This window comes from Lysobacter sp. Soil_N_23 (genome assembly GCF_057656135.1).
The window spans coordinates 1-23,881 of the sequence record NZ_JBDGKY010000032.1 but is presented as its reverse complement, the minus strand read 5'-3'; the positions used below and the strand labels follow the sequence as shown (position 1 = coordinate 23,881).

The 23,881-nt window shown below is 67.7% G+C and carries 27 protein-coding genes; 20 read left to right on the top strand and 7 right to left on the bottom strand.

Translation table 11 applies throughout. The features are described 5' to 3' along the window. Window positions 1-155: 155 nt before the first annotated feature. Window positions 156-1,295 (bottom strand): twin-arginine translocation signal domain-containing protein, encoded by a 1,140-nt coding sequence (locus AC3A3X_RS17085; RefSeq protein WP_487584196.1) that lies wholly within the window; start codon window positions 1,293-1,295, stop codon window positions 156-158. 182 nt (window positions 1,296-1,477) lie between these two features. Here AC3A3X_RS17085 and ppk2 point away from each other — a divergent pair, with 182 nt between their 5' ends. Then, on the top strand, window positions 1,478-2,341 hold the full coding sequence (ppk2, locus tag AC3A3X_RS17080) for a polyphosphate kinase 2 (RefSeq protein ID WP_487584195.1): 864 nt from the start codon (window positions 1,478-1,480) through the stop codon (window positions 2,339-2,341). A 37-nt stretch (window positions 2,342-2,378) separates the two neighbouring features. Here ppk2 and AC3A3X_RS17075 read toward each other — a convergent pair whose 3' ends face one another. From AC3A3X_RS17075 to AC3A3X_RS17065, 3 genes are all read right to left on the bottom strand, one after another. Then, window positions 2,379-2,693 (bottom strand): EF-hand domain-containing protein, encoded by a 315-nt coding sequence (locus tag AC3A3X_RS17075; RefSeq protein ID WP_233264922.1) that lies wholly within the window; start codon window positions 2,691-2,693, stop codon window positions 2,379-2,381. A gap of 7 nt (window positions 2,694-2,700) precedes the next feature. Further along, on the bottom strand, window positions 2,701-3,996 hold the full coding sequence (murA, locus tag AC3A3X_RS17070; RefSeq protein ID WP_487584194.1) for a UDP-N-acetylglucosamine 1-carboxyvinyltransferase: 1,296 nt from the start codon (window positions 3,994-3,996) through the stop codon (window positions 2,701-2,703). A 72-nt stretch (window positions 3,997-4,068) separates the two neighbouring features. Next, window positions 4,069-4,299, bottom strand: a complete 231-nt coding sequence (locus AC3A3X_RS17065) for a BolA family protein (protein WP_487584193.1) — start codon at window positions 4,297-4,299, stop codon at window positions 4,069-4,071. 148 nt (window positions 4,300-4,447) lie between these two features. Between AC3A3X_RS17065 and AC3A3X_RS17060 the strand changes: the two genes are divergently transcribed. From AC3A3X_RS17060 to AC3A3X_RS16980, 17 genes are all read left to right on the top strand, one after another. Beyond that, on the top strand, window positions 4,448-5,473 hold the full coding sequence (locus AC3A3X_RS17060) for a KpsF/GutQ family sugar-phosphate isomerase (protein ID WP_487584192.1): 1,026 nt from the start codon (window positions 4,448-4,450) through the stop codon (window positions 5,471-5,473). Window positions 5,474-5,494: 21 nt separating this feature from the next. Further along, window positions 5,495-6,076: a KdsC family phosphatase gene (locus AC3A3X_RS17055; RefSeq protein WP_487584191.1), complete on the top strand. Its 582-nt coding sequence runs from the start codon at window positions 5,495-5,497 to the stop codon at window positions 6,074-6,076. Further along, complete coding sequence (gene lptC / locus AC3A3X_RS17050) at window positions 6,073-6,645, top strand: LPS export ABC transporter periplasmic protein LptC (RefSeq protein ID WP_487584190.1); 573 nt, start codon at window positions 6,073-6,075, stop codon at window positions 6,643-6,645. The genes AC3A3X_RS17055 and lptC overlap by 4 nt, the downstream gene beginning before the upstream one ends. Further along, the gene (lptA, locus tag AC3A3X_RS17045) at window positions 6,626-7,153 is read left to right on the top strand and encodes a lipopolysaccharide transport periplasmic protein LptA (RefSeq protein ID WP_487584189.1); all 528 of its coding nucleotides are present in this window, start codon (window positions 6,626-6,628) and stop codon (window positions 7,151-7,153) included. Before lptC ends, lptA begins: the two co-directional genes overlap by 20 nt. Next, window positions 7,153-7,872: an LPS export ABC transporter ATP-binding protein gene (gene lptB / locus AC3A3X_RS17040; protein ID WP_487584188.1), complete on the top strand. Its 720-nt coding sequence runs from the start codon at window positions 7,153-7,155 to the stop codon at window positions 7,870-7,872. The genes lptA and lptB overlap by 1 nt, the downstream gene beginning before the upstream one ends. Before the next feature lie 93 nt (window positions 7,873-7,965). Next, window positions 7,966-9,384 carry an RNA polymerase factor sigma-54 gene (locus AC3A3X_RS17035; protein WP_487584187.1) on the top strand — a complete coding sequence of 473 codons (1,419 nt, stop codon included), beginning with the start codon at window positions 7,966-7,968 and terminating at the stop codon, window positions 9,382-9,384. Between the two features lie 170 nt (window positions 9,385-9,554). Continuing rightward, window positions 9,555-9,881, top strand: coding sequence for a ribosome hibernation-promoting factor, HPF/YfiA family (hpf, locus tag AC3A3X_RS17030; RefSeq protein WP_158734200.1), 327 nt, complete (start codon window positions 9,555-9,557; stop codon window positions 9,879-9,881). 121 nt (window positions 9,882-10,002) lie between these two features. Then, a complete protein-coding gene (gene hprK, locus AC3A3X_RS17025) occupies window positions 10,003-10,953 on the top strand; it encodes an HPr(Ser) kinase/phosphatase (protein WP_487584186.1) in 951 nt (316 codons plus the stop codon). Window positions 10,954-10,985: 32 nt separating this feature from the next. Then, window positions 10,986-11,867 (top strand): RNase adapter RapZ, encoded by an 882-nt coding sequence (gene rapZ / locus AC3A3X_RS17020; RefSeq protein WP_487584185.1) that lies wholly within the window; start codon window positions 10,986-10,988, stop codon window positions 11,865-11,867. 635 nt (window positions 11,868-12,502) lie between these two features. Continuing rightward, entirely contained in the window at window positions 12,503-12,811 is a 309-nt protein-coding gene (locus tag AC3A3X_RS17015; protein WP_487584184.1) for a hypothetical protein, read from the top strand. A 14-nt stretch (window positions 12,812-12,825) separates the two neighbouring features. Continuing rightward, entirely contained in the window at window positions 12,826-13,104 is a 279-nt protein-coding gene (locus AC3A3X_RS17010) for a hypothetical protein (protein WP_487584183.1), read from the top strand. A gap of 339 nt (window positions 13,105-13,443) precedes the next feature. Beyond that, window positions 13,444-13,836 carry a PTS sugar transporter subunit IIA gene (locus tag AC3A3X_RS17005; RefSeq protein WP_487584182.1) on the top strand — a complete coding sequence of 131 codons (393 nt, stop codon included), beginning with the start codon at window positions 13,444-13,446 and terminating at the stop codon, window positions 13,834-13,836. Window positions 13,837-13,939: 103 nt separating this feature from the next. Further along, window positions 13,940-14,209: an HPr family phosphocarrier protein gene (locus AC3A3X_RS17000; RefSeq protein ID WP_158734195.1), complete on the top strand. Its 270-nt coding sequence runs from the start codon at window positions 13,940-13,942 to the stop codon at window positions 14,207-14,209. Window positions 14,210-14,238: 29 nt separating this feature from the next. After that, window positions 14,239-15,972, top strand: a complete 1,734-nt coding sequence (gene ptsP, locus AC3A3X_RS16995; protein WP_487584181.1) for a phosphoenolpyruvate--protein phosphotransferase — start codon at window positions 14,239-14,241, stop codon at window positions 15,970-15,972. 229 nt (window positions 15,973-16,201) lie between these two features. Beyond that, window positions 16,202-17,563 (top strand): magnesium transporter, encoded by a 1,362-nt coding sequence (mgtE, locus tag AC3A3X_RS16990; protein ID WP_487584180.1) that lies wholly within the window; start codon window positions 16,202-16,204, stop codon window positions 17,561-17,563. Window positions 17,564-17,605: 42 nt separating this feature from the next. Continuing rightward, on the top strand, window positions 17,606-18,397 hold the full coding sequence (locus tag AC3A3X_RS16985; RefSeq protein WP_487584179.1) for a carboxylesterase family protein: 792 nt from the start codon (window positions 17,606-17,608) through the stop codon (window positions 18,395-18,397). Between the two features lie 62 nt (window positions 18,398-18,459). Further along, complete coding sequence (locus AC3A3X_RS16980) at window positions 18,460-19,176, top strand: tetratricopeptide repeat protein (RefSeq protein WP_487584178.1); 717 nt, start codon at window positions 18,460-18,462, stop codon at window positions 19,174-19,176. A 7-nt stretch (window positions 19,177-19,183) separates the two neighbouring features. On the opposite strand, the gene AC3A3X_RS16975 is transcribed toward AC3A3X_RS16980, so the two are convergent. The 3 genes from AC3A3X_RS16975 to AC3A3X_RS16965 are packed head-to-tail and all read right to left on the bottom strand — an operon-like array spanning window position 19,184 to window position 21,221. Further along, window positions 19,184-20,113: an aspartate carbamoyltransferase catalytic subunit gene (locus tag AC3A3X_RS16975; protein ID WP_487584177.1), complete on the bottom strand. Its 930-nt coding sequence runs from the start codon at window positions 20,111-20,113 to the stop codon at window positions 19,184-19,186. Window positions 20,114-20,157: 44 nt separating this feature from the next. Beyond that, the gene (gene ruvX / locus AC3A3X_RS16970; RefSeq protein WP_487584176.1) at window positions 20,158-20,655 is read right to left on the bottom strand and encodes a Holliday junction resolvase RuvX; all 498 of its coding nucleotides are present in this window, start codon (window positions 20,653-20,655) and stop codon (window positions 20,158-20,160) included. Further along, window positions 20,655-21,221 (bottom strand): YqgE/AlgH family protein, encoded by a 567-nt coding sequence (locus tag AC3A3X_RS16965; protein ID WP_487584175.1) that lies wholly within the window; start codon window positions 21,219-21,221, stop codon window positions 20,655-20,657. The genes ruvX and AC3A3X_RS16965 overlap by 1 nt, the downstream gene beginning before the upstream one ends. A 90-nt stretch (window positions 21,222-21,311) precedes the next feature. Here AC3A3X_RS16965 and AC3A3X_RS16960 point away from each other — a divergent pair, with 90 nt between their 5' ends. Further along, window positions 21,312-23,039 carry a dipeptidyl-peptidase 3 family protein gene (locus AC3A3X_RS16960; RefSeq protein WP_487584174.1) on the top strand — a complete coding sequence of 576 codons (1,728 nt, stop codon included), beginning with the start codon at window positions 21,312-21,314 and terminating at the stop codon, window positions 23,037-23,039. Window positions 23,040-23,042: 3 nt separating this feature from the next. Then, a complete protein-coding gene (locus AC3A3X_RS16955) occupies window positions 23,043-23,609 on the top strand; it encodes a DNA-3-methyladenine glycosylase I (protein WP_487584173.1) in 567 nt (188 codons plus the stop codon). Window positions 23,610-23,881 lie beyond the last annotated feature (272 nt).

Sequence of the window (23,881 nt, the reverse complement as noted above, 5' to 3'; positions counted from 1 at the left end):
CCCCGCCTTCGCGGGGATGACGGTGTTAAGCCCCTCTCCCGCTTGCGGGAGAGGGGTTGGGGTGAGGGCCGCCGAAGCACGGGCAACGAAATGCCAGAGCATCGTCCGCAGGGCCGAAGACCGATACCGCACGAACGCGAACGAACGCGCGAACGTCACGCCTTTGCGTGCCACGCCTTCAACAGCGTCGCTTCCTGCTCGCGCGTGATGCCTGCACGCAAGGTCGCCTGACGCTCAGCCGGCTGACTGCGGAACCAGGCAAGCAGATCGGCCACGGTGGTATCGAACGGCCGATAGGTGAGACCTGCACCGATCGCACGCGCATTGCTGACAGCGCCATAGCCCGCGTACGGACCACTCTTCGACGGAACCCAGATCGGCAACTCGACCTTCTGCTCCTCGAGGAATTCCGGCGACACATGCGTGTACTTCGGCTTCTTGCCCGTGACGCGCTCGCAGCCCTTGAGCATGGCCGTGGTGCTGAGCGGCTTGGCCGGGCCGACCGCATTGAACGTGCCCAGCGTACCTGCCTCGGCCAAGCGGATCATCCACTCGCCAAGATCACGTCCGTCGATGATCTGCACCGGATCGGAACCATCGCCAGGCACCAGCATCTCGCCACCTTGCGCAACACGATGCGGCCAATAGGTGAAGCGATCAGTCTCGTCACGCGGGCCGACGATGTAGCCCGGACGGACGATGGTGACCCGCTCACCGAACTGCTTGTGCGCCTCGGCCTCGCTCAGCGCCTTCAGTGGGCCGTACAGGTGTTCGATGTCCGCACGCAGCGACTCCTGCGTTTCGGCCATCGCGTCCTTGCCTTCGTACACCGCCAGCGGCGCAGCCTCGGTGATGCCCGGCGTGCTGCCGTCGGCATAGACCGAGATGGTGGAAATGAAGAGGTACTGGCCGACGTTGCCCTCGAGCACGTTGCCGGCATCGCGCACCCAGAACGGCAGGCTGGTGGGATTGTCGATGCACACGTCCCACTTGCGCCCCTGCAGCGCCTTGAGATCGCCCGTGTTGCGGTCGCCGAAGAGCTGCTCGACGTCGCCCGGCCATTCCGGCGACGGCCGCTTGCCGCGATTGAACAAGGTCACCTTGTGCCCGCGCGCCAGCGCGTAATTCACCTGGAACGGCCCGGTGAAACCGGTGCCGCCGAGGATCAGGATGTTCAGCGGCCTGGCCGCGCGCTCGACCGGTTTCGACGGTTTCGCCCAGGCCCATTGCGGCAGTGCGGCGGAGGCAGCGGCAAGTGCACCGAACTTGAGCAGGTCGCGACGGGTGGTGGTCATGCAAGGATTCCTGGCGGGTCGGCGCGATTCTTAGCACATCGCGAACCGAATGCATGTGCAATGCGGCACGGGTCCGTACCCGGGAAAACGTCTCGGTTTCCGCGCCGGCACGCTTGATCCGGATCAAAGGCCGATGTGGCGTGGCGCGCAACACTGCCGCCATCGCCAGCGGAACTTTTCGAATGCCCGATCCCGATCGCCTGCCGGCAGAGCCCGGCGAAGACATCCCCTGCCCCGCCGCCGATACGGAGCCGGTGCGGGCAGTGGCCAACATCGCCGAATTCGTCGGCCAGGCGCCTTCCAGTCGCATGTCCAGGCGTCGCTATGAGCGCGAGAAACGGCAATTGCAGATCGAGCTGCTCAAGCTGCAAGCCTGGGTGCAGGAGACCGGCCAGCGCGTCGTCATCCTGTTCGAGGGACGCGATGCCGCCGGCAAGGGCGGAGCGATCAAGCGCTTCATGGAACACCTCAATCCGCGCGGCGCCCGCGTGGTGGCGCTGACCAAGCCGAGCGAGGCCGAGCGGACGCAGTGGTACTTCCAGCGCTACGTCGAACACCTGCCGGCGTCGGGCGAGATCGTGCTGTTCGACCGCTCCTGGTACAACCGTGCCGGCGTGGAACGGGTCATGGGGTTCTGCAATACCAACGAGTACCTGGAGTTCATGCACCAGTGTCCCGGTTTCGAACGCATGCTGGTTCGCAGCGGCATCCGGCTGTTCAAGTTCTGGTTCTCGGTCGGTCGCGCCGAACAGCACCGGCGCTTCGCCAGGCGGCGCAGGGACCCGCTCAAGCAATGGAAACTGTCGCCGGTGGACCTGGCCTCACTCGACAAGTGGGCCGAGTACACCCGTGCCAAGGAAGACATGTTCGCCACGACCGATACGGCGGAGGCGCCGTGGACCGTGATCCGTTCCGACGACAAGAAACGCGCCCGGTTGAACGCGATGCGCGTTGTCCTCAGCGCGTTCAACTACGACCTCAAGGACCGCGTGGTGGTGCGCGATCCCGATCCGGTGATCGTCGGTCCTGCTTCGCGGGCCGGGTGAAGCAGTTGTTTTGCGCCCGCCGCGCGGGCGCCCCGGGTCAGGGTTTCGGCGCTGCCGGCTGCATGGTCGTACGGCAATCCACCCGCAACGTCTCCGTCGACCCGCGCCAGGAGTAGGCACGGCATTCGCGCGCCCCCTCGTGGGTGATCTCCACCTTCACCGCGTAGAGCGATTGCAGCATCTCGCGCATCGTGACCTGGCCGTTGTTGTCCCAGTCCATCTGCTTGCGCTCGAGCCCGCGGGTGGCCGCCGCGCCGGTGAAGTGCAACCAGGCCACGACAGCCAGCAGCACCAGCACCAGGCCCAGCAGGGCCTTGCGACGGGTCGTGAATTTGCCGCGCGCGAGGATCACGTCAACCTCAACCGGTGATGCGGCGGACGCTCGCACCCAGGCCGGAGAACTTCTCTTCAAGGTTCTCGTAGCCGCGGTCGAGATGGTAGATGCGGTCGATGGTGGTGGCGCCTTCGGCAACCAGACCGGCCAGCACCAGCGACGCCGAGGCGCGCAGGTCGGTGGCCATCACCGGCGCGGCAGTGAGTCGCTCGACGCCGCGGATGATCGCGGTGTGGCCTTCGACGCGGATGTCGGCACCCAGGCGTTGCAGCTCCGAGACGTGCATGAAGCGGTTCTCGAAGATCGTCTCGTTGATCACGCCGACGCCTTCGGCGATGCAGTTCATCGCCATGAACTGCGCCTGCATGTCGGTCGGGAACGCCGGGTGCGGCGCGGTGGTCAGATCGACCGCGCGCGGACGCTTGCCCTGCATGTCCAGGGTGATGCGGTCGCCGTCGATGTCGATCTGCGCGCCGGCCTGCTTGAGCTTGTCGATGACGGCATCGAGCGTGTCAGGACGGGCGCGGCGCACGGTGACACGGCCGCCGGTCATCGCCGCGGCAACCAGGAAGGTGCCGGTCTCGATGCGGTCGGGCAGCACATCGTGGCTGCCGCCGTGCAGGCGCTCGACGCCGTGGACGACGATGCGGCCGCTGCCGGCATGCTCGATGTTCGCGCCCAGCGCATTGAGGCAGTCGGCCAGGTCGACGATCTCCGGCTCCATCGCCGCGTTCTCGAGCACGCTGGTGCCTTCGGCGAGCACGGCCGCCATCAGCACGTTCTCGGTGCCGGTGACGGTGACCACGTCGAAGACGAAGCGCGCGCCCTTCAGGCGGCCGTTGCGGTGCGCCTTGATGTAGCCGTTCTCGACCGTGATCTCGGCGCCCAGCGCCTGCAGGCCCTTGATGTGCTGGTCCACCGGACGCGAACCGATCGCGCAGCCACCGGGCAGCGAGACTTCGGCGGCGCCGAACTTCGCCAGCAGCGGGCCGAGCACCAGCACCGAAGCGCGCATGGTCTTGACCAGCTCGTAGGGGGCGACGTGGCTGTGCACCGTGGTCGGGTCGACGACAATGCCGCGGCCGCGACCGGGCTTGCCGTTGACGCTGATGGTGCCTTCGTCGACGGTGATGCCGGCGCCGAGTTCGGCCAGCAGCTTGGCCGTGGTGACCACGTCGTGCAGGTGCGGCACGTTGCTGATCGAGACCGGGCCATCGGCCAGCAGCGTCGCGCACAGGATCGGCAGCACTGCGTTCTTGGCACCGGAGATCTGCACCTCGCCGTTCAGCGCGGCGCCGCCTTCTACTACGATCTTCTGCATGGGTCTGGATTCTGGATTCGAGTGTTCGGGATGGCGACAAAGAGCGCGGGCCGTGAAGCCGACGACGCCGTGTCAGCCGGCTTCTTCAGGCGTCAGCGTCTTCAATGCCAGGGCATGGATCTCGCCGCCCATGCGCTCACCCAGGGTCGAATAGACCAGGCGATGACGGGCCAGCGGCAGCTTGCCGCGGAACGCCTCGGCCACCACGGTGGCCTCGAAATGGACGCCGTCGTCGCCGCGCACGTCGGCGCGCGAGCCGGGCAGGCCCTGTTCGATCAGCTGGCGGATGGTCTCGGGATTCACTGGGCGGGGTCTCGAAAGTGCATGCGGCCTGCGGCAGCGGGGCTGCGCACGGTCTCGCGGTGGGTGGGAGCCCGGGCTTGACGGGCTTTTGGCGGATGAACCGCATAGAATTGATGGATTAGCCTAGCGGAAAGGCCCCCGGTCCGAAATGGCAAGCGTCCCCACCCCTGCCCAGCCCCACCCCCTCCAGCCCTACGCCGACGACCCGGCGCAGCTCGCCGCCAGCGGCCGCCGCGTGTTCGAGATCGAGGCGCAGGCGCTGGCCGCCGTGGCCGAACGCATCGACGGCGACTTCAGCGCCGCCTGCAGGCTGATCCTGGCCTCCAGCGGTCGCGTGGTCTGCACCGGCATGGGCAAGTCCGGCCATATCGCCCGCAAGATCGCCGCCACGCTGGCCTCGACCGGCACCCCGGCGTTCTACGTCCACCCCGGTGAGGCCGGCCACGGCGACCTGGGGATGATCACCGACGTCGACGTGGTCCTGGCGCTGTCCTACTCGGGCGAGAGCGACGAAGTCCTGATGCTGCTGCCGGTGCTCAAGCGCCAGGGCAACAAGCTGATCACCATGACCGGTCGCCCCAACTCCTCGCTGGCGCGCGAGGCCGACGTGCACCTGGATGTCAGCGTGCCGGCCGAAGCCTGCCCGCTGGCACTGGCGCCGACCTCCAGCACCACCGCCTCGCTGGCCCTGGGCGACGCACTGGCCGTGGCCCTGCTGGACGCGCGTGGCTTCACTGCCGACGACTTCGCCCGCTCGCACCCCGCCGGCGCACTCGGCCGTCGCCTGTTGCTGCACATCTCCGACATCATGCATGCCGGTGACGACGTTCCGCGGATCAGCGCCGACGCCAGCATCAGCGAGGCGCTGATCGAGATGAGCCGCAAGCGCCTGGGCATGACCGCGGTAGTCGATGACGATGGCCGCCTGCTCGGCCTCTACACCGACGGCGACCTGCGCCGCACGCTCGACGATGCCGGCGTCGACTTGCGCCATACCCGCATCGCCGAAGTGATGACGCGCTCGCCCAAGACGATCGGTTCCGACTCGCTCGCGGTCGAGGCCGCACAGCTGATGGAAGCGCACAAGATCAGCGGCCTGCTCGTGGTCGACGAGGCCCGTCGCGTGGTCGGCGCGCTCAATATTCATGACCTGTTGCGCGCTCGGGTGGTCTAAAGACCCATGCCGCCAAGCCCCATGACCTACAGCCACCTCAACGACTATCCGGCCGACATCCGCGAACGCGCGGCGCGCATCCGCCTGGCCTGTTTCGATGTCGACGGCACGCTGACCGACGGCCGCCTGTTCTTCGACAGCGAGGGTCGCGAACTCAAGGCCTTCCACGTCCACGACGGCCAGGGCCTGGTGCTGCTGCGCAAGTCCGGGATCACGGTCGCCTTCGTCACCGCCCGTGCCAGCGAAGTGGCACTGCGCCGCGCCGCCGACCTGGGCATCACCGAGGCGCATACGGCCGTCGCCGACAAACTCGCCTGCGTGCGCGACATCGCCGCGCGCATGGACATCGGCATGGACCAGGTCTCGTTCATGGGCGACGACCTGCCCGATCTGCGGGTCATGCTGCAGACCGGCCTCGCCGTCGCCCCCGCCAACGCCCACCCCTGGGTCGCCGGCCGAGTCCACTGGCGCACCAGCCTTCGTGCCGGCCATGGCGCGGCGCGCGAACTGTGCGACCTGCTGCTGGCCGCGCAGGGCCACGCCGAAACCCTGCTGGCCCAGGTCAGCCAGGTCGAAGGCACCCGCATCGAGGGCAACGCATGACCCGACGCGGCGTCGTGATCTTCCTGTTGTTGCTCGTCGGCGCGGTGCTCAGCACCTGGGCCCTGTGGTCCCAGCGCGACCGCGACTCGCTCGCTGACGGAGCCGCCAATCGACCGGACTACACCCTGCACGACTTCGAGCTGACCGTGCTCGACGAGCAGGGCAAGGAAGCCTTCACCCTGACCGCGCCGAAGATGGAGCGCGACCCGAAGGTGAAGACGCTCGACATCGCCACGCCGCTGTTCGTGATTCCGCCCAAGGCCGGCAGCAAGGCGACCCCGTGGGAAGTGCGTTCGAAGACCGGTTGGGTCAGTGAAAAGGGCGAGGAAGTGCGCCTGCGCGGAGGCGTGGATGCGCACAGCACCAATGCCGAGGGCAAGCCGGTCAAGATCACGACCGACCACCTGAACGTTTTCCCGGACGACAAGCGCGCCACTTCGACCGCCAGGGTAACGGTCACCCAGCCGGGCTTTATACTGAACGGCCAAGGGCTGGAAGCCGACCTCGATGCCAAGCGCATCATCCTCAACTCCGACGTCAAGGCCCGCTATGACCGATCTGTCCGCTAGCCTGCCGATGCTTCGCCTGGCGACCGTACTGGCGATGGCACTGGCGCTGGCCCCGGTCGCCGCGCTGGCCCGCACCAGCGACCGCAGCAAACCGATGGACATCGACGCCGGTCGCAGCGACTACTCGATGGACGACAGCCATCCGACCACGCTCAGCGGCGGGGTCATCATCACCCAGGGCACGCTCGACATCCGCTCCAGCCAGGCCGTGATCCACTCCAGCGGCGGCGACCCGGTGCGGGCGGTGCTGACCGGCTCGCCGGTCACGCTCAAGCAGGAGCTCGACGACGGCAAGGCCATGGACGCGGTCGCCAGCAAGGTCGACTACGACCTGAAGTCGGAAATCGTGGTCTTCACCGGCGGCGTCAACATCCGCCAGCCCAGCGGCTCGATCGCCGGCGAACGGGTGATCTACAACATGAAGACCGGCCAGGTGCAGGGCGGCGGCCAGGATGCCGGTCGGGTCAAGATCCGGATCCTGCCCAAGAACGCGCAGGGAGGCGGCTGATGCTGGTCGCCCAGGGGTTGCGCAAGGCCTACCGTTCTCGTGAGGTCGTCAAGGATTTCGCCCTGACCCTGGATGCTGGCGAGGTCGTCGGCCTGCTCGGCCCCAACGGCGCCGGCAAGACCACCTGCTTCTACATGATCGTCGGCCTGGTCCCGGCCGATGCCGGCCAGATCGTCCTCGACGGCAAGGACATCACCTCCGAGCCCATGTACGCCCGCGCCAAGTACGGCGTCGGCTACCTGCCGCAGGAGCCGTCGGTGTTCCGCAAGCTCAGCGTGGCCGACAACATCCGCCTGGTGCTGGAGCTGCGCGAGGACCTCGACAAGGCCGGGCGCGAGCGCGAGCTGGCCAGCCTGCTGGACGAGCTCCAGGTCAACCACGTCTCCGACCAGATCGGCGCCAGCCTCTCCGGCGGCGAACGCCGCCGCGTCGAGATCGCCCGCGCGCTCGCGGCCAAGCCGCGGCTGATGCTGCTCGACGAGCCGTTCGCCGGTGTCGACCCGATCTCCGTCGGCGAGATCCAGAGAATCGTGCGCCACCTCAAGAATCGGGGCATCGGCGTGCTGATCACCGACCACAACGTGCGCGAAACCTTGGGTATTTGCGATCGGGCGTATATTCTCAACGAAGGTGGCGTGCTCGCGCAGGGAGCACCCGATGCGCTGCTTGCAAATCCCGACGTCCGACGCGTTTATCTGGGTGAAACCTTCCGACTGTAATTTGCAGTCAACGAAGGATGCGGTGCGCGGAGTGCGCATCGCGACGAACGCGACGCGGCCGTCGACCTCCCCCGGTCGCGTTAGTCTCAGACAATGAAGCCCCGCCTCCAAGCCGCACTAGGACAACAGCTGGTGATGACACCGCAGCTGCGTCAGGCGATCCGCCTGCTGCAGTTGTCGGCAGTCGAGCTTGAAGCTGAACTGGCGGCCGCAGTGGAAAGCAATCCGCTGCTGGACTGGACCGAAGTCGCGATCAGCGTCACCAATGGCAACGGCGCAAGCGATTCGCCGTCGCACGAAGACAGCACCGAGCACCTGCCGCCCGAGGCCGAATGGGGCAGCAACGACGGCGAGCCGTGGTACGAGCGCATCGGCCCGGCCGACAGCGACGACGACGCGCCGGTCGCCGAGCAGGTCGCCGAATCGGACACGCTGCACGACCATCTGCTGTGGCAGCTGCACCTGAGCCCGCTGTCGCCGCGCGACCGCCTGATCGGTGTCGCCCTGATCGAAGCCATCGACGACGACGGCTACCTGCGCGAGCCGCTGGCGTCGATCGCCTCCTCGCTGGCGCCCGCGGTCGAGGCCGGCGAAGAAGAGCTCACCACCGTGCTGCACCAGGTGCAGCAGTTCGATCCGGTCGGCGTCGGCGCGCGCAACCTGGGCGAATGCCTGCGCCTGCAGCTGGCCCAGTTCGCCAGCGAAACCCCGGGCAAGGCGTTGGCCCATCAGCTGGCCAATGGCCCGCTCGAGCGCCTTCCCAAGGTCGGCGTCGCCGGTCTTGCCAGCGAGATGCGGCTCGACCTGGGCGAAGTGGAGACCGCGGTCCACCTGCTGCGCTCGCTCGATCCGCGGCCCGGCGCACAGATCGGCGCGATCGCCAGCGACACGTACATCGCCCCGGACCTGGTCATCTGGCGTCAGCACGGGCTGTGGCGCGTCGCGCTCGCCGACGGCATGCGCCCGCGCATCGCGATCCATCGCGGCTACGAGAGCATGGTGCGCCACGCCAGCGGCACCGACGCCACTTACCTGCGCGGCCACCTGCAGGAAGCGCGCTGGCTGCTCAAGAGCCTGGAAGCCCGCGGCGAGACGCTGATCAAGGTCGCCCGCTGCCTGCTCAAGCAGCAGGCGGCGTTCCTGGAGTTCGGCGACAGCGCGCTGCGGCCGCTGACGCTGCGCGAAGTCGCGGCCGAGGTCGGGCTGCACGAATCCACCGTGTCACGCGCGATCGCGCGCAAATACGCACGCACGCCGCGCGGGACCATACCGCTGCGCGCGTTCTTCGCTTCGGGCATCGACACCGGCGCCGGCGGCGAGGCCTCCAGCACCGCGATCCAGTCCATGATCCGCCGCCTGATCGAGGCCGAGAACCCGCGCAAGCCCCTGTCCGACGCGCGCCTGGCCGAGACGCTCAAGGCAACGGGCGTGCCAGTGGCGCGGCGCACGGTGGCCAAGTACCGCGAGGCCATGAGCATCCCCTCCTCGCAGGACCGCGTCCGCATCAGCTGAACGTGTCACGTGCGCGTTAAGGAGTTGATTAGGACTTGATGAAACTGGCCAAAACCATCTACGGATCAAGGCTTTCCAGCCCTCTCCGGGCAAACTGCGAACGGTGGCCACTTGCACATCGCACCGGTCGTGCCATCCTGTCTTCCCGTGCGACGTAAAGGAGGTCTCCGATGCGTATCGAAACCTACGGCCAGCAAATCGAAGTCACACCGGCACTGCGTGACTACGTCGAAAGCAAGCTGGCCCGACTGGAACGGCATTGCGAACAGGCTTTCGACGTCCGCACACAGCTCAGCCTCGACAAACCCAACCACCGCGCCAAGGCCACCGTCAACATCGCCGGCCGCACGCTCCACGCCGACGCCGCTGCAATCGACATGTACGCCGCGATCGACCTGCTCTCCGACAAGCTCGACCGACTGCTGAAGGAACACCGCAGCAAGGTCGTGGATCACCACCGCGGCGAGAGCGCCGCACGCAGCGACAGCTTCGGCTGACCCCCTCCGACTCCATGCCCCTGGATGAATCGTTGAGCGCGGCTGCGGTCGCGCGCCTTGTCCAGAACACCTGTCCGCGCGGGCGCACGTCGCCCGCCGGGCAATCGCGCCTGAGGCCCGAATGAGCACGAGCATCAGCGCAGGGGAACTGTTCGAACAGCAACGCGATCGCCTCAGCCTGCGCTGGCTTGCCGGCCAGCAGGGCGACCGGCGCGTGCTCGAAGCGGTCAACACCGTGGCGCGGCGGCCTTCGCTCGCCGGCTATCTCAACGCCATCTATCCCAACAAGGTGCAGATCCTGGGCACTGAGGAACTGTCCTGGCTCGACGCACTCGACTCGCGGCTGCGCTGGGAGACGATCGAGAAGATCATCCAGTTCCGTCCGTTGGCACTGGTGATCAGCAAGGACCAGACCTGCCCCGAGGACCTGCGCATTGCCGCGCAGGAAAGCCAGACCCCGCTGTGGGTGTCGCCGCGGCGCGGCCATGAGCTGCTCAACCACCTGCAGTACCACCTGGCGCGCACGCTGGCGCCGCGGGTGACGCTGCACGGTGTGTTCATGGAGATCTATTCGATCGGCGTGCTGATCACCGGCGAATCGGGCTCGGGCAAGAGCGAGCTGGCGCTGGAACTGGTCACGCGCGGCCACCGCCTGGTCGCCGACGACGCACCGGAATTCACCCAGATCGCACCCGACGTGCTCGATGGCACCTGCCCGGAAATGCTGCAGGACCTGCTGGAAGTGCGCGGCCTGGGCGTGCTCAACATCCGCCAGATGTTCGGCGACACCGCGGTCAAGAACAACAAGTACCTGCGCCTGATCGTGCACCTGGCCAAACCGATGACCGAGCCCAAGCCGATGGGCATCGAGCGCCTCACCGGCGACAGCGGGGTGCGCCGCGTGCTCGACCTGGACGTGCCGATGATCACCCTGCCGGTCATGCCCGGCCGCAACCTGGCGGTGCTGACCGAAGCGGCGACGCGCCTGCACAGCCTGCGCATGAAGGGGCTCGACCCGGCGGCTGCGTTCATCGCCCGCCACAGCAATTTCCTTGAACGCGGCGATTCCTGACGCCGCTCCACGCCAGCGCAAAGACCCCGCCCATGAGCGAAACCCCGCCTTCCTCCCTCGTGATCGTCAGCGGCATGTCCGGTTCGGGCAAGTCGGTGGCGCTGAAGACGTTCGAGGACCTGGGCTACTTCTGCGTCGACAACCTGCCTGCCGACCTGCTGCCGCAGTTCGTGGCCAGCGTGCAGCGCGCCGATGAGGGTGTGCCGGCCAAGCTCGCGGTCAGCATCGACGTGCGCAACCGCCACAGCGACCTGAGCAACATCCCCGACTGGCTGTCGGCGGTGGGCGCACTGGGACTCGATCCGAAGCTGGTGTTCTTCGATGCCAGCGACGCCACCGTGCTCAAGCGCTATGCCGACACCCGCCGTCGCCATCCACTGAGCCATCTGGGCCTGTCGCTGGCCGATGCGATCTCGCTGGAACGCCAAGTGCTCAAGCCGTTGCGCACGATCGCCGATGCGGTGGTCGACACCAGCGACCTCAACGTCCACCAGCTGCGCCGCCAGGTCATCACCGAGTTCGGCATCGGTGGCGACACCGGCATGTCGCTGCTGTTCGAGTCCTTCGCCTACCGGCGCGGCGTGCCGGCCGATGCGGATTTCGTGTTCGATGCGCGCGCCCTGCCCAACCCGCACTGGGATCCGGTGCTGCGCCCACTGTCGGGTCGCGATGCCGCGATCCGCGAGTACCTGGAAGCGCAGCCGGACGTGAACCTGTTTGCGGACCAGGTGAGCCAGTTCCTCGACACCTGGTTGCCGCGCCTGCATGTCGACAGCACCCGCAGCTACGCCACCATCGCGTTCGGTTGCACGGGTGGCCGCCATCGCTCGGTCTACCTCGCAGAGCGTCTTGCCGCGCACGCGCGTGAGCAGGGCTGGGAAGAAGTCGCGGTGCATCACCGCGAACTGGACTGACGCGCCACGATCACCTCGTGCGTTTTTCGACTGTCGTCCCGAGCGTAGCGAGGGACCTGTTGTTGCTTCCGCGTGGGCGTGGGGTTGTTGCACCGGAGCGGCGTCGTCCGCCGGGCCGGGGATTGCCCCGCCCCTTGGTCGGACGTCCTGTCCGAATGCGGGGCGCGGGCCACATGGCCCGCTGCTGCGCAATCCCCGGCCCGGCGGACGACGCTCTGGTGTTTCGTTGCATGGTCTTCGGTGGCCCTCACCCCAACCCCTCTCCCGTAAACGGGAGAGGCGCTATAGAAAACCGTCATCCCCGCGAAGGCGGGGATCCAGTGACGTTGCTTCGCCGTCATGCCCTCACCCCAACCCGCGCCCCGGCCCGAGCGCATGGCGCTCGTGCGTTCGAGGACACGCGAGCCAATGGCTCGCAAGCAGTGTCGTCTCACCCCGCAAACGGGAGAGGCCTTTTTGAGCGCAAGCCCATCGTCGCGGTGTCGCGGCCAGATGCCGTGAATCCTTCCTGACTTCGCGTCGCCACGATCGACGGCATCACGAAATTTTTGCAGCTTGCTTGCATCTGGCTTGCGCGGGTGCGGATAGGGTCGGGCTGCGTTGTAAAGCAGCGCGACTCCACCACGGAGATGCCCATGCCAATCCGCAACCTTCCATCGATGATGACGCTGGTTCTGTTCGCCGTGCTTGCCGCACCGCCGGCACTGGCCCAGCGCACCGAACCGCCCGCGACGCCACCGCCTGACAGGACCATCGACACAGCACCGAAGATGATGAGCTTCCGCGACATGGACGTGAATGCCGACGGCAAGGTCAGCAAGGACGAAGCGGCCGTCGACGCCAGGCTGACCAGTCAGTTCGCCAAGGCCGATCGCGATGGCGACGGACAGCTTTCCGAGACCGAATACGCCGCCAGCCAGCAGGGCGGCGCGAGCCAGTATTAGTGAGGAGGCAATCCATGAGAGCGACCCTGTCCCATCCGATGATCGCAGCCCTCGCCCTGGTGCTCACCTCCGCGGCGCTCGCCCTGGGCGGCTGCCAGAAGGCCGAAACCACGGCGCCTGCACCCGAGGAGACGCCCGCGCCGGCCGATGCGCCACCGCCTGACACGACCGCCCCGCCGGCCGACACCACCACGTCGCCGACGACGACTCCGGAGTCGGGTGCACCGACGCCGCCTCCGGTGGAAGGCTCGCAGACGCCACCGAAGGACGACACCACCCCGCCGTCGAAATGATGCCCCTGTCATCGGCGACGACCCACGCGGTCGCTCCGGCGATCGCCCACCGCGGCCCGCAGCGATGCGGGCCGCTTCGTTTCCCGCGGTGTCGCGCGAACCCGCAGGCAGTGCCTCAACGAGCCCGAGCGTCGTCCGCCGGCCCTGGGATTGCGGAGCAGTGGGCCATGGATGGTCCACGCCCCGCGTAAAGCCAGGATGGCGTCCGCGGGGCGGAGCAATCCCAGGGCCGGCGGACGACGCCGTTCCGACGCCGATCGCTCTTGGCCGGTCGCCCTTCATCGGACCTCGTTGTCACAGCGCTTCCGGCCCGTCACCCGGCTCTGCTAATTTGGCGGTATGGCCGTCGGCATCCTCCTGATCACCCATGAAGGCATTGGCAACGCGTTGATCGCGGTGGCCGGGCGCCTGTTGCGGCCGCTGCCGCTGCGCACCGAAGCGCTGGAGGTGCCGTTCGACGGCGACCCCGATGCCCTGCTGCCGCTGGCGAGCGCGGCCCTGCGCCGGGTCGACGGCGGCGACGGCGTGCTGGTGCTGACCGATCTGTACGGCGCCACGCCGAGCAACCTCGCCGCCAAGGTCGCCCGCCTGGGCACGCCGGTGCGGCGCGTGTCGGCGCTGAGCCTGCCGATGCTGCTGCGGGTAATGAACTACGCCGACCTGACCCTGGACGAGCTGCCCGCCGTGGCCGCCGCCGGTGCGCGCAACGGCGTCATCGTGGATGAAGCGTGAGAAGGCAATTGGAGCACGACGAAATGGAATGGCGTTGGCAGAGCAAGCGTGACCTGGCCCGGCGGTGCAGCATCGGGCGTGTAGCGGGATTGAGGAATCGGCGATGATCGAACATGAACTGACCGTCTCCAATCGTCTCGGCCTGCATGCGCGCGCGACTGCCAAGCTCGTGCAGGCGCTGTCGGGCTTCCGCAGCAGCGCCACGCTCACCGCCAAGGGTCGCGAGGTCAACGCCAAGAGCATCATGGGCGTGATGCTGCTGGCCGCCGGACAGGGCACCCAGGTCAAGCTGCGGGTAGAGGGCGAGGACGAAGCCAGTGCGGCGCAGGCGGTGATATCGCTGTTCGAGCGCCGCTTCGACGAAGATAGCTGACGCACCACCACACATCATCGGGGAAAGGAATGAGGCAGGAGTTCAACGGGCACGGTGCATCGCGCGGAAGCGCACTCGGCCGCGCCCGTGTCCGCCTGCCGCACGCGCTCGAGGTCCTGGAGGAGCACATTCCGGCCAAGGCGGTCGAAACCGAAGTCGCGCGGCTGCACGCCGCCATTGCCACCGTCCGCAACGAGATGTTCGCGCTGCGCGAGCGACTTCACGGCGCGCTGGTGCATGAAGTCGGCGAGTTCCTCGACCTGCACAGCCTGCTGCTCGACGACCCCGAACTGCTCAGCGGCCTGGACGAACTGATCCGCACCGGCCGCTACTCCGCCGACTACGCATTGCGCCTGCAGCGCGACCGCATCGCCGCGGTCTTCCAGGCCATGGACGATGCCTACTTCCGCAGCCGCGTCGACGACATCGACCAGGTCATCGGTCGCGTCCACGCCGCCCTGCACCGCCACGACAACGGCATCTCCGGTGTCGCCGGCGAGATCCTGGTCACCGACAACGTCGCCCCCGCCGAACTGGTCCAGCTGCAGGCCCAGGGCGTGATGGCGATCGTCACCACCAGCGGCAGCATCCTGTCGCACAGCGCGATCCTGGCGCGCAGCCTGCACCTGCCCTACGTTGTCGGCGCAGCGCAGGCGATGCAGAAGATCAACGATGGCGACGTGCTCGCCGTCGACGGCGCCAGCGGTCGGGTGGTGCTGGAGCCCGACGCCAACGACCTGCGCTCGCACCGTGGCCGCGTGCGCGAACTGGCGCGCGAGCGCAAGCAGCTGCACCGCCTGCGCCGCGAGCCGACCCGCACCACCGACGGTGTCGACGTCAAGCTGTTCGCCAACGCCGAATCGCGCGACGACGTCGCCGAGGCGCATGCGCTGGGCGCGGCCGGTGTCGGCCTGTATCGCACCGAGTTCCTGTTCCTGCAACGCAACGAACTGCCCGACGAGGATGAGCAGTTCCGCGTCTACCGCGACGTCGTGCTCGGCATGACCGGCCGCACGGTCACCATCCGCACGCTCGACCTGGGCGCCGACAAGGCCGATCGCACCGGCCTGGCGCTGCGCGACGAACCCAATCCGGCGCTGGGCCTGCGCGGCGTGCGCCTGTCGCTGGCGCGTTCCGGGCTGCTCGAGTCGCAACTGCGCGCCCTGGTGCGCGCCTCCGGCTATGGGCCGTTGCGCATCCTGCTGCCGATGATCAGCAGCCGCGAGGAAGTGCGCGCGGTACGCAGCATGCTCAAGCGCGTCACCACGCAGCTGCGCGAGGAAGGCCATGAGGTGGCCGAGCAGGTGCCGCTGGGCGCGATGATCGAAGTGCCGGCCGCCGCCATCGCGCTTTCGTCGTTCATCGGTTCCGTCGACTTCCTGTCGATCGGCACCAACGACCTGGTCCAGTACCTGCTCGCCGCCGACCGCAACAACGAAGCGCTGACCAACCTCTACACACCGCTCCATCCGGCGGTGATCCGCCTGGTCCGCGACGTGATCCGCCTCGGCGAGGCGCGCGGCAAGCCGGTTGCGGTTTGCGGAGAGATGGCCGGCGATCCGCATTTCGCGCCGATGCTGCTGGCGCTGGGCCTGACCGAGTTCAGCCTGCATCCGGCGACGCTGCTGGAACTGCGCCGGACCATCCGCCACTGCAACCTGGCACAGTTGAAGGCCAATGCGCCGGCGCTGCTGCGCGCCCGCGACCGCATGGCGATCGAAGAGTGGATCCACGCCAACGCCCCCACGACCGGGCGTTCGTAGGAGCGAGCTTGCTCGCGAACCGTCGGTACGAAGCCATTCTCCCCGGATGCACTGAACCGCAACCGCTGCACCAGGTCTCCGGCTCCGGCCAACGGGATCGCGAGCAAGCTCGCTCCTACGTCTACGCCTTGCAGGGGTGGGCTTTATCGTCCCCAGGGGCGATAATGCGCGCCATGAACACCTAGCCCTGTCGCGCCATCGTGGTGCGATGCGCCACCGGAAGCCCCGCATGGCCGAAGCCGTCCGCCACGACAAGACCGCGCGCCAGCTGCGCCTGCTTTCCGATGCGCTCGACAGCGGCCGTCTGGGTCCGGTGCGCCGGCTCGTCAACACCCTCTCCCCCGCCGAGATCGGCAACCTGCTCGAATCGCTGCCGCCGGCCAAGCGCACGATCGTGTGGGGCCTGGTCGACGCCGAGGACGACGGCGAAGTGCTGGTCCACGTCGGCGAAGAGGTGCGCGAAAGCCTGCTGGCGGAGATGGACCCGGACGAGATCATCGCCGCGGCCTCCGACCTCGATATCGACGACCTTGCCGATCTGGTCGAGGACCTGCCCGACACCGTCATCGACGAAGTCCTCAAGTCGATGGACCGCGAGAACCGCGAACGGCTCGAGCAGGTGCTGTCGTACCCGGAGGACACCGCCGGCCGCCTGATGAACCCGGACGTGGTGACGGTGCGCACCGACACCACCGTCGACGTCGTGCTGCGCTACCTGCGCCTGCGCGGCGAACTGCCCGAACACACCGATCACCTGTACGTGGTCAGCCGCCGCCACCAGTACCTGGGCCGGCTGGCGCTGGCGGCGTTGCTGACGCACGACGCGGGCACGCCGATCAACAAGCTGATCGACGACGAGCAACCCGCCATCGACGTCGAGGAATCGGCGAACGAGGTCGCACGCAAGTTCTCCGACCATGACTGGCTCAGCGCGCCGGTGGTCGACGAGAACAACATCCTGCTCGGGCGCATCACCATCGACGACGTCGTCGACATCATCCGCAACCAGGCCGAACACCAGGCCCTGAGCGCGGCCGGCCTGGACGAGGACGAAGACCTCTTCAGCCCGGTCTGGCGCGCGACGCGTCGGCGTCTGATCTGGCTGTCGATCAACCTGGGCACGGCGTTCCTGGCCGCGAGCGTGGTCGGCGAATTTGCCGACACCATCGACAAGCTGGTGGCGCTGGCGGTGCTGATGCCGATCGTCGCCGGCATGGGCGGCAACGCCGGCACCCAGGTGCTGGCGCTGATGGTGCGCGGCCTCGCCCTGGGGCAGGTTGGCGCGGCCAACGTGCGCACGCTGTTGTGGAAGGAAGCGCGCGTGGCCCTGCTCAACGGCCTGGTGCTGGGCACGCTGCTCGCGCTGATCGTGCTGCTGTGGTTCCACAGCGTCGGCCTGTCGCTGGTGATCGGCGTCGCCTTGACCCTCAACCTGCTGTTCGCGGCAGTGGCAGGCGTGCTGGTGCCGGTGACGCTGCGTCGCGCCGGTTTCGATCCGGCATTGGCCAGCGGCATCTTCCTCACCACCGTCACCGACGTCATGGGCTTCTTCACCTTCCTCGGACTGGCGACGCTCATCCTGCTGCGGTAGCGTTCGCGGCATTCCCGGACTCCGCGCCCCGGAGGCTTGTCGATGTCGAACGTTGCCCGTCTGCTCGTGCTGCTGTTGCTGGCCTTGACCGCCGCCTGCGTGCATCACCCGGCGCGCGAAGCCAGCGGCCGTTTTGTCGAGCGAGAGCTGCAGATCGAAGGCGCCACGCACCGCTACCAGGTGTTCGTGCCGTCGGCGCGGGCCGGTGGTCGCCATCCGCCGGTGATCCTGTTCCTGCACGGTTCCGGTGAGCGAGGCAGCGACAACCAGAAACAGACCGAGGTTGGCCTGGGTCCCTACCTGCGCAAGCACCTGCCCGACTTCCCGGCGATCGTGGTGTTTCCGCAGTCGCCCGAAGGCCAGTCCTGGGATGGCGCCAACGCACGCATGGCACTGGCCATGCTCGATGCGAGCCTGCGCGAGTTCGACGGCGACAAGCACCGCATTGTCCTGACCGGATTGTCGCGTGGCGGCTACGGCGTGTACGAACTGGCGTTGATGCAGCCGCTGCGTTTTGCCGCGCTGGTGCCGGTCTGCGGCGGCATCACGCAACCGCCGGGCGTGCCCGAGCACCTGCAAGTCGAGGGCGTGGCGCAAGCGCCAGACCCATTCGCGGCGGCGGCGCAGCGCCTGCAGCACCTGCCGATGTGGCTGTTCCATGGCGCCAACGACGACGCGGTCACCCCGGATCAGTCGCGGCACATGGCCGAGGCGTTACGCCGCGTTGGCGCGGATGTGCGCTACAGCGAACTGCCCGGCGTGGGGCACGCCGTGTGGGATCCGGCGTATGCGATGCCTGAGCTGTGGACGTGGGTGTTTGCGCAGCGGCGCTGATGGCTGCTGCGGACGGCCCGCAATCAGGCAAGAATGGCACAACCACAGGGGGAGGAATGACCATGAGCAGGATGTCGATGGCCCTTGCCGGCTGTCTTGCGTGGATGCCGTTGTCCGCAGTCGCGCAGGCGGAGACGGTCAGGACCTGGTTGTCCAGCGATTCGACCCCGCAGCTGGGATCGCAGTACCGCCAGGACAACGCCAAAGTGTTCGCTGCGGCCAACCAAGGGGATTTCGCTGCCGCGCGAAAACTGCAGGTGCCTGTGCTCGGGTTCTGCGATCGTCTGGTCGTCCCCGGACGGGAGTTGGTCAGCGTCGCCAATGCCACCGAGTACGAAGCCTATGTCGACGCCTCGCGAAAGGACGTTCCGATTGAATGGGTCGACATGGCCTGCCCGGCCGCCTACAAGATGAGCGCGTTCCTGTACGTGGAGGCAAAGCAGCCCGACGAGGCGCTCGCAATGCTCGACAAGGCAAGCGCAATGGCCCCGTACTGGGCCGAGCCGCATGCCGAGCGAGGCTACCTGCTGAACACCCTGGGGCGCTCCGGCGAAGCACTCGTCAGCTACCAGCACGCGCAGGAACTGGTCGAGAAGTTCGACAGCAACCGCTACGTGTCCGCGGTGGTGCTGCGCGGGATGGGTTATGCCCAGATCGAACTGGGCGACCTGGACCAGGCCGAGGCGCTCTATCTGAAATCGCTCGAGGTCGAGCCTGGCAACGCGCTTGCGCAGAAGGAGCTGACCTACATCCGCGAGCAACGCGCCAAGCGGCGGTAGGTACTAGTCAGCCGCGCAGCAGCGCTTCCAGCACCGCCATCCGCACCGCCACGCCGTTGCTCACCTGGCGCAGGATCAGCGACTGCGGGCCGTCGGCGACTTCGTCGGTGATCTCGACGCCGCGGTTGATCGGGCCCGGGTGCATCACCACGGCGTCGGCCGCGGCGCGCTTGAGGCGGGTGCTGGTCAGGCCGAAATCGCGGTGGTAGTCGTCGAGCGAGGCGATCAGGCCCTCTTCCATGCGCTCGCGCTGCAGGCGCAGCATCATCACCGCGTCGACGCCGTCGAGCGCGGCATCCAGGTCGTGCGAGACGTTGCAGCCCTTCAGCGTGCCGTCGTCCGGCAGCAGCGAGGCCGGGCCGCAGACGCGGATGTCGCCGGTGCCGAGCGTGCGCAGCGCCTGCAGGTCGGAACGGGCGACCCGCGAATGCTTGACGTCGCCGACGATCAACACCTTCAGCTTCGAGAAGTCGGCGCCCTTGGCCTGGCGCAGGGTCAGCATGTCGAGCAGGCCCTGGGTCGGGTGCGCGCTGCGACCGTCGCCGGCGTTGACCAGCACGGTGCCGTCGTTGACGTGCCCGGACAGACCGGCGACTGCACCATCGTCCTGATGGCGCACGACGAAGCCGCGCACACCCATCGCCTCGAGGTTCTTGAGCGTGTCGAGCGCGGTCTCGCCCTTGCGCGTCGACGAGGTCGAGGCATCGAAATTGAGCACGTCCGCGCCCAGGCGCTGCGCCGCCAGCGTGAAACTCATGCGCGTGCGCGTGGACGGTTCGAAGAACAGCGTGCACACGGCGATGCCGTCGAGTGCGCGGCGGTCGTAGTGACCCTCGGCGAACGCCTGCGCTCGCACCAGCAGTGCATCGAGCGTGCCGCGTTCGAGGTCTTGCAGGGTCAGCAGGTGGCGTGGCAGGTGCGTGTGCGGTGAGTTCATGGGTCGTCGTGCAGGCGTGTCCGATCGGCGCGAGGCCAACCGGCTCAAGTTGGATGGGGAAGTTCGGAAAGGTCGAGAGCGTCGTCCGGCGCGGCCAGCCAGCGTTCGATGATCACCGCCGCCGCCACCGCATCCAGCGCCTCGGCATCGCGGCGGCGCTTGCGGCCTTCGGCGCGATCGGAGGCGAAGCGCTGCGCGGCCTCGATCGAACTCATGCGCTCGTCGACCAGCACCACCGGCAGTCCGTAGCGCGTGTGCAGTTCGCGGGCGAAGGCATGGGCGCGGACGCGGATCGGCTGGTCGCCACCGTCCAGGCTCATCGGATCGCCGACGATCAGACCGTCGGGGCGCCACTCGCTGCGCAGCCGGTCGATCGCGGCCCAGTCCGGGCCATGGCCGTGGACGTCGATCACCGCCAGTGCGCGCGCGCCATGGCCGAAAGCGCTGGCGACCGCCACGCCTATCCGGCGTGCGCCGACGTCGAAGCCGAGCACGGTGCCGTCGCGCCGGATCGATGACGCCTTGTCCGCGGAGCCCGGCATCAGGCGTGCCCGGAGTAGTCGGCCAGGTACGCGAAATCGACGCCGATGCGCCCGGCCGCCGCCTGCCAGCGCGCGTCCAGCGGCAGCTCGAACAGCAGCTCGGGATCGGCCGGTGCCGTCAGCCAGTCGTTCTCGGTCAGTTCCTGCTCGAGCTGGCCGGAGCCCCAGCCGGCGCAACCCAGCGCGACGATCGCGTTGTCGGGGCCATCGCCGCGCGCCATCGCTTCGAGGATGTCGCGCGAAGTGGTCAGGAACAGCCGTTCCGTGATCGCCAGCGTCGAATCCCACTGCGAACCGCCGTCATGCAGGACGAAGCCGCGCTCGGGATGGACCGGGCCGCCGGCGAGGACGATCTGCGACAACAGCGACGGGTCGCCGCCTTCCAGTCCCATCTGGCCGAAGACTTCGCCCAGCGTGTACTCGGACGGACGATTGACGACCAGGCCCATCGCGCCATCGGCATCGTGCTGGCAGATCAGAGCCACACTGCGCGCGAAGTTGGAATCGGCCAGGGCCGGCAACGCGATCAGCAGCTGATTGGCAAGTGGCGTGGGAGTCACTGACATGGCCAACATTCTAGCCCGCGTTGTGCGATGCGTGCCGCACCATCGCGGGCGTAGGATGGCGACTTTCCCTGTCCACGCCGTGCCGCCGCCATGACAGCTCCGCTTCCGATCGCCTCGCTCCTGCACTCTCCCCTCCTTCGCGCCCTTGCCGTGGCCTGCCTGGCCGGCCTGGCCCTGAGCGCATGCAAGCCGCAGACCCCGCAGGAGCCGGCCAAGCCGGCGGCGCAGGCCACCACCACCGCGTCCAGCTACGCCGCCGCCCATGCCGGCGACTACGCGCTGGTACCGCTCAAGGCCGACCTGTCGGGTTTCGACGATGCCGGCAAGCGCATGATCGCCAAGCTCGTCCAGGCCAGCGAGGTGATGAACGACATCTACTGGAAGCAATCCTGGGACGGCGACCGCGCCGCCCTGCTCGCGCGTGCGCCGGATGCGGCCACGCGTGAACTGGCCGAGATCAACTTCGGCCCGTGGGACCGCCTCAACGAGGACACGCCGATCATCGACGGCGTCGGGACGCGTCCGCCGGGCGGGCCGTTCTATCCGGCCGACATGAACAAGGCCGAGTTCGAAGTGGCCGCGCTGCCCGACAAGACCTCCAACTACACCTTGCTGCGCCGCGACGGCGGCAAGCTGGTGACCGTGCCTTACCACCAGGCCTACCGGGCCGACCTGGAACGCGCCTCCACGCTGCTGCGCGAGGCCGCCGCGCTGAGCGCGGACAAGTCCTTCGCGGACTACCTGACGATGCGCGCCAAGGCGCTGCTCGATGACGACTTCAAGCCCAGCGACATGGCGTGGATGGACATGAAGACCAATCCGGTCGACATCGTGATCGGCCCGATCGAGACCTACGAGGACCAGCTGTTCGGCTACAAGGCCGCCTACGAGGGTCTGGTGCTGGTCAAGGACGTCGAGTGGAGCAAGAAGCTCGCCCGCTTCGCCAGCTTCCTGCCGTCGCTGCAGAAGGGCCTGCCGGTGGAGGACAAGTACAAGGCCGAAGTCCCGGGCTCGGCGGCCGACCTCAATGCGTACCAGGTCGTCTACTACGGCGGCAATGCCAACGTCGGCGCAAAGACCATTGCCATCAACCTGCCCAACGACGAGGAAGTGCAGCTGGCCAAGGGCACGCGCAGGCTGCAGCTGGAGAACGTGATGAAGGCGAAGTTCGATGCCATCCTCACACCGATCGCGAAGGAACTGATTGCCGCCGACCAGCTCAGGCACGTCACCTTCGATGCGTTTTTCGAGGACGTGATGTTCCATGAGGTCGCGCACGGCCTGGGCATCAAGAAGACGCTGGACGGCAAGGGCACGGTCGACGAGGCGCTGAAGGAATACTCCTCCAGCTTCGAGGAAGGCAAGGCCGACATCCTCGGCCTGTACATGATCGATGCGCTCAGCCGCCAGGGCGAGCTGGAGGAGAGCAAGCTGATGGATGGCTACGTGACCTTCCTCGCCGGCATCCTGCGCTCGGTGCGCTTCGGCGCCAGCGATGCGCACGGCAAGGCCAACATGGTGCGCTTCAACTTCTTCGCCGAGCAGGGCGCTTTCAGCCGCGATCCGGACGGCCGCTATCGCGTCGACTTCGAGAAGATGCGCGCGGCAATGAACGCGCTCAGCGCCAAGCTGCTCAAGGTGCAGGGCGACGGCGACTACGCCGAGGCCAAGCGCATGACGCAGACGCTGGGCATGATCAAGCCGGAGCTGGCTGCCGACCTGGGACGGCTCAAGGACGCGAAGATCCCGGTGGATATCCGCTTCGAGCAGGGCCTGGGCGTGCTGGGGCTGGAGCAGTACGCAGCGGGCAAGCCGTAAGCGATGTCCGGTTACTGCGACTACGCCCCCGGCCACCCGCTGCACGGCCCTTACCACGACCGCGAGTACGGCTTTCCGCAACGCGACGACGCCGTGCTGTTCGAGCGGCTGGTGCTGGAGATCAACCAGGCCGGGCTGAGCTGGGAAACGATGCTGCGCAAGCGCGAGGGATTCCACAGTGCCTATGACGGCTTCGACGTCGACAAGGTCGCTGCCTACGGCGAGGCCGATCGGGCGCGGCTGCTCGAGGATGCCGGGATCATCCGCAATCGTCTGAAGGTCGACGCGGCGATCCACAATGCCCAGGTGATCCAGGGGCTGCGCGCCTCGCATGGGAGCTTCGCGCAATGGCTGGACGCGAACATGTCGGTGGACGGCAAGCATCGCGACAAGGCCGACTGGGTGAAGTTGTTCAAGAAGACGTTCCGCTTCACCGGTGGGGAGATCACCGGCGAGTTCCTGATGAGCCTGGGCTATCTGCAGGGTGCGCACCGCGACAGTTGCCCGGTGCAGGCACGGATCATCAAGCTGAAGCCGCCGCTGGATCCGCCGTGGCGGCGGAAGCTCTGAGCGTCAAGTCGCTGGGTCCCCGCCTTCGCGGGGATGACGGGAGAGCAACGTCCATGGGTTCCCGCCTTCGCGGGGATGACGGCCTTAGGAGCAACGACGCTGGGTCCCCGCCTTCGCGGGGATGACGATCTTCTTTAGCCCCTCTCCCGTTTACGGGAGAGGGGTTGGGGTGAGGGCCACCGAAGACCACGCAACGAATTGCCGAAGCGTCGTCCGCCGGGCCGGGGATTGCTCCGCAGTGGGCCATGGATGGCCCACGCCCCGCCTTCGGA

Coding starts and splice junctions, on each gene's coding strand:
- AC3A3X_RS17085 (WP_487584196.1), bottom strand. CDS start 1,295: ATGACCACCACCCGTCGCGACCTGCTCAAGTTCGGTGCACTTGCCGCT.
- ppk2 (WP_487584195.1), top strand. CDS start 1,478: ATGCCCGATCCCGATCGCCTGCCGGCAGAGCCCGGCGAAGACATCCCC.
- murA (WP_487584194.1), bottom strand. CDS start 3,996: ATGCAGAAGATCGTAGTAGAAGGCGGCGCCGCGCTGAACGGCGAGGTG.
- AC3A3X_RS17060 (WP_487584192.1), top strand. CDS start 4,448: ATGGCAAGCGTCCCCACCCCTGCCCAGCCCCACCCCCTCCAGCCCTAC.
- AC3A3X_RS17055 (WP_487584191.1), top strand. CDS start 5,495: ATGACCTACAGCCACCTCAACGACTATCCGGCCGACATCCGCGAACGC.
- lptC (WP_487584190.1), top strand. CDS start 6,073: ATGACCCGACGCGGCGTCGTGATCTTCCTGTTGTTGCTCGTCGGCGCG.
- lptA (WP_487584189.1), top strand. CDS start 6,626: ATGACCGATCTGTCCGCTAGCCTGCCGATGCTTCGCCTGGCGACCGTA.
- lptB (WP_487584188.1), top strand. CDS start 7,153: ATGCTGGTCGCCCAGGGGTTGCGCAAGGCCTACCGTTCTCGTGAGGTC.
- AC3A3X_RS17035 (WP_487584187.1), top strand. CDS start 7,966: ATGAAGCCCCGCCTCCAAGCCGCACTAGGACAACAGCTGGTGATGACA.
- hpf (WP_158734200.1), top strand. CDS start 9,555: ATGCGTATCGAAACCTACGGCCAGCAAATCGAAGTCACACCGGCACTG.
- hprK (WP_487584186.1), top strand. CDS start 10,003: ATGAGCACGAGCATCAGCGCAGGGGAACTGTTCGAACAGCAACGCGAT.
- rapZ (WP_487584185.1), top strand. CDS start 10,986: ATGAGCGAAACCCCGCCTTCCTCCCTCGTGATCGTCAGCGGCATGTCC.
- AC3A3X_RS17015 (WP_487584184.1), top strand. CDS start 12,503: ATGCCAATCCGCAACCTTCCATCGATGATGACGCTGGTTCTGTTCGCC.
- AC3A3X_RS17010 (WP_487584183.1), top strand. CDS start 12,826: ATGAGAGCGACCCTGTCCCATCCGATGATCGCAGCCCTCGCCCTGGTG.
- AC3A3X_RS17005 (WP_487584182.1), top strand. CDS start 13,444: ATGGCCGTCGGCATCCTCCTGATCACCCATGAAGGCATTGGCAACGCG.
- AC3A3X_RS17000 (WP_158734195.1), top strand. CDS start 13,940: ATGATCGAACATGAACTGACCGTCTCCAATCGTCTCGGCCTGCATGCG.
- ptsP (WP_487584181.1), top strand. CDS start 14,239: ATGAGGCAGGAGTTCAACGGGCACGGTGCATCGCGCGGAAGCGCACTC.
- mgtE (WP_487584180.1), top strand. CDS start 16,202: ATGGCCGAAGCCGTCCGCCACGACAAGACCGCGCGCCAGCTGCGCCTG.
- AC3A3X_RS16985 (WP_487584179.1), top strand. CDS start 17,606: ATGTCGAACGTTGCCCGTCTGCTCGTGCTGCTGTTGCTGGCCTTGACC.
- AC3A3X_RS16980 (WP_487584178.1), top strand. CDS start 18,460: ATGAGCAGGATGTCGATGGCCCTTGCCGGCTGTCTTGCGTGGATGCCG.
- AC3A3X_RS16975 (WP_487584177.1), bottom strand. CDS start 20,113: ATGAACTCACCGCACACGCACCTGCCACGCCACCTGCTGACCCTGCAA.
- ruvX (WP_487584176.1), bottom strand. CDS start 20,655: ATGCCGGGCTCCGCGGACAAGGCGTCATCGATCCGGCGCGACGGCACC.
- AC3A3X_RS16965 (WP_487584175.1), bottom strand. CDS start 21,221: ATGTCAGTGACTCCCACGCCACTTGCCAATCAGCTGCTGATCGCGTTG.
- AC3A3X_RS16960 (WP_487584174.1), top strand. CDS start 21,312: ATGACAGCTCCGCTTCCGATCGCCTCGCTCCTGCACTCTCCCCTCCTT.
- AC3A3X_RS16955 (WP_487584173.1), top strand. CDS start 23,043: ATGTCCGGTTACTGCGACTACGCCCCCGGCCACCCGCTGCACGGCCCT.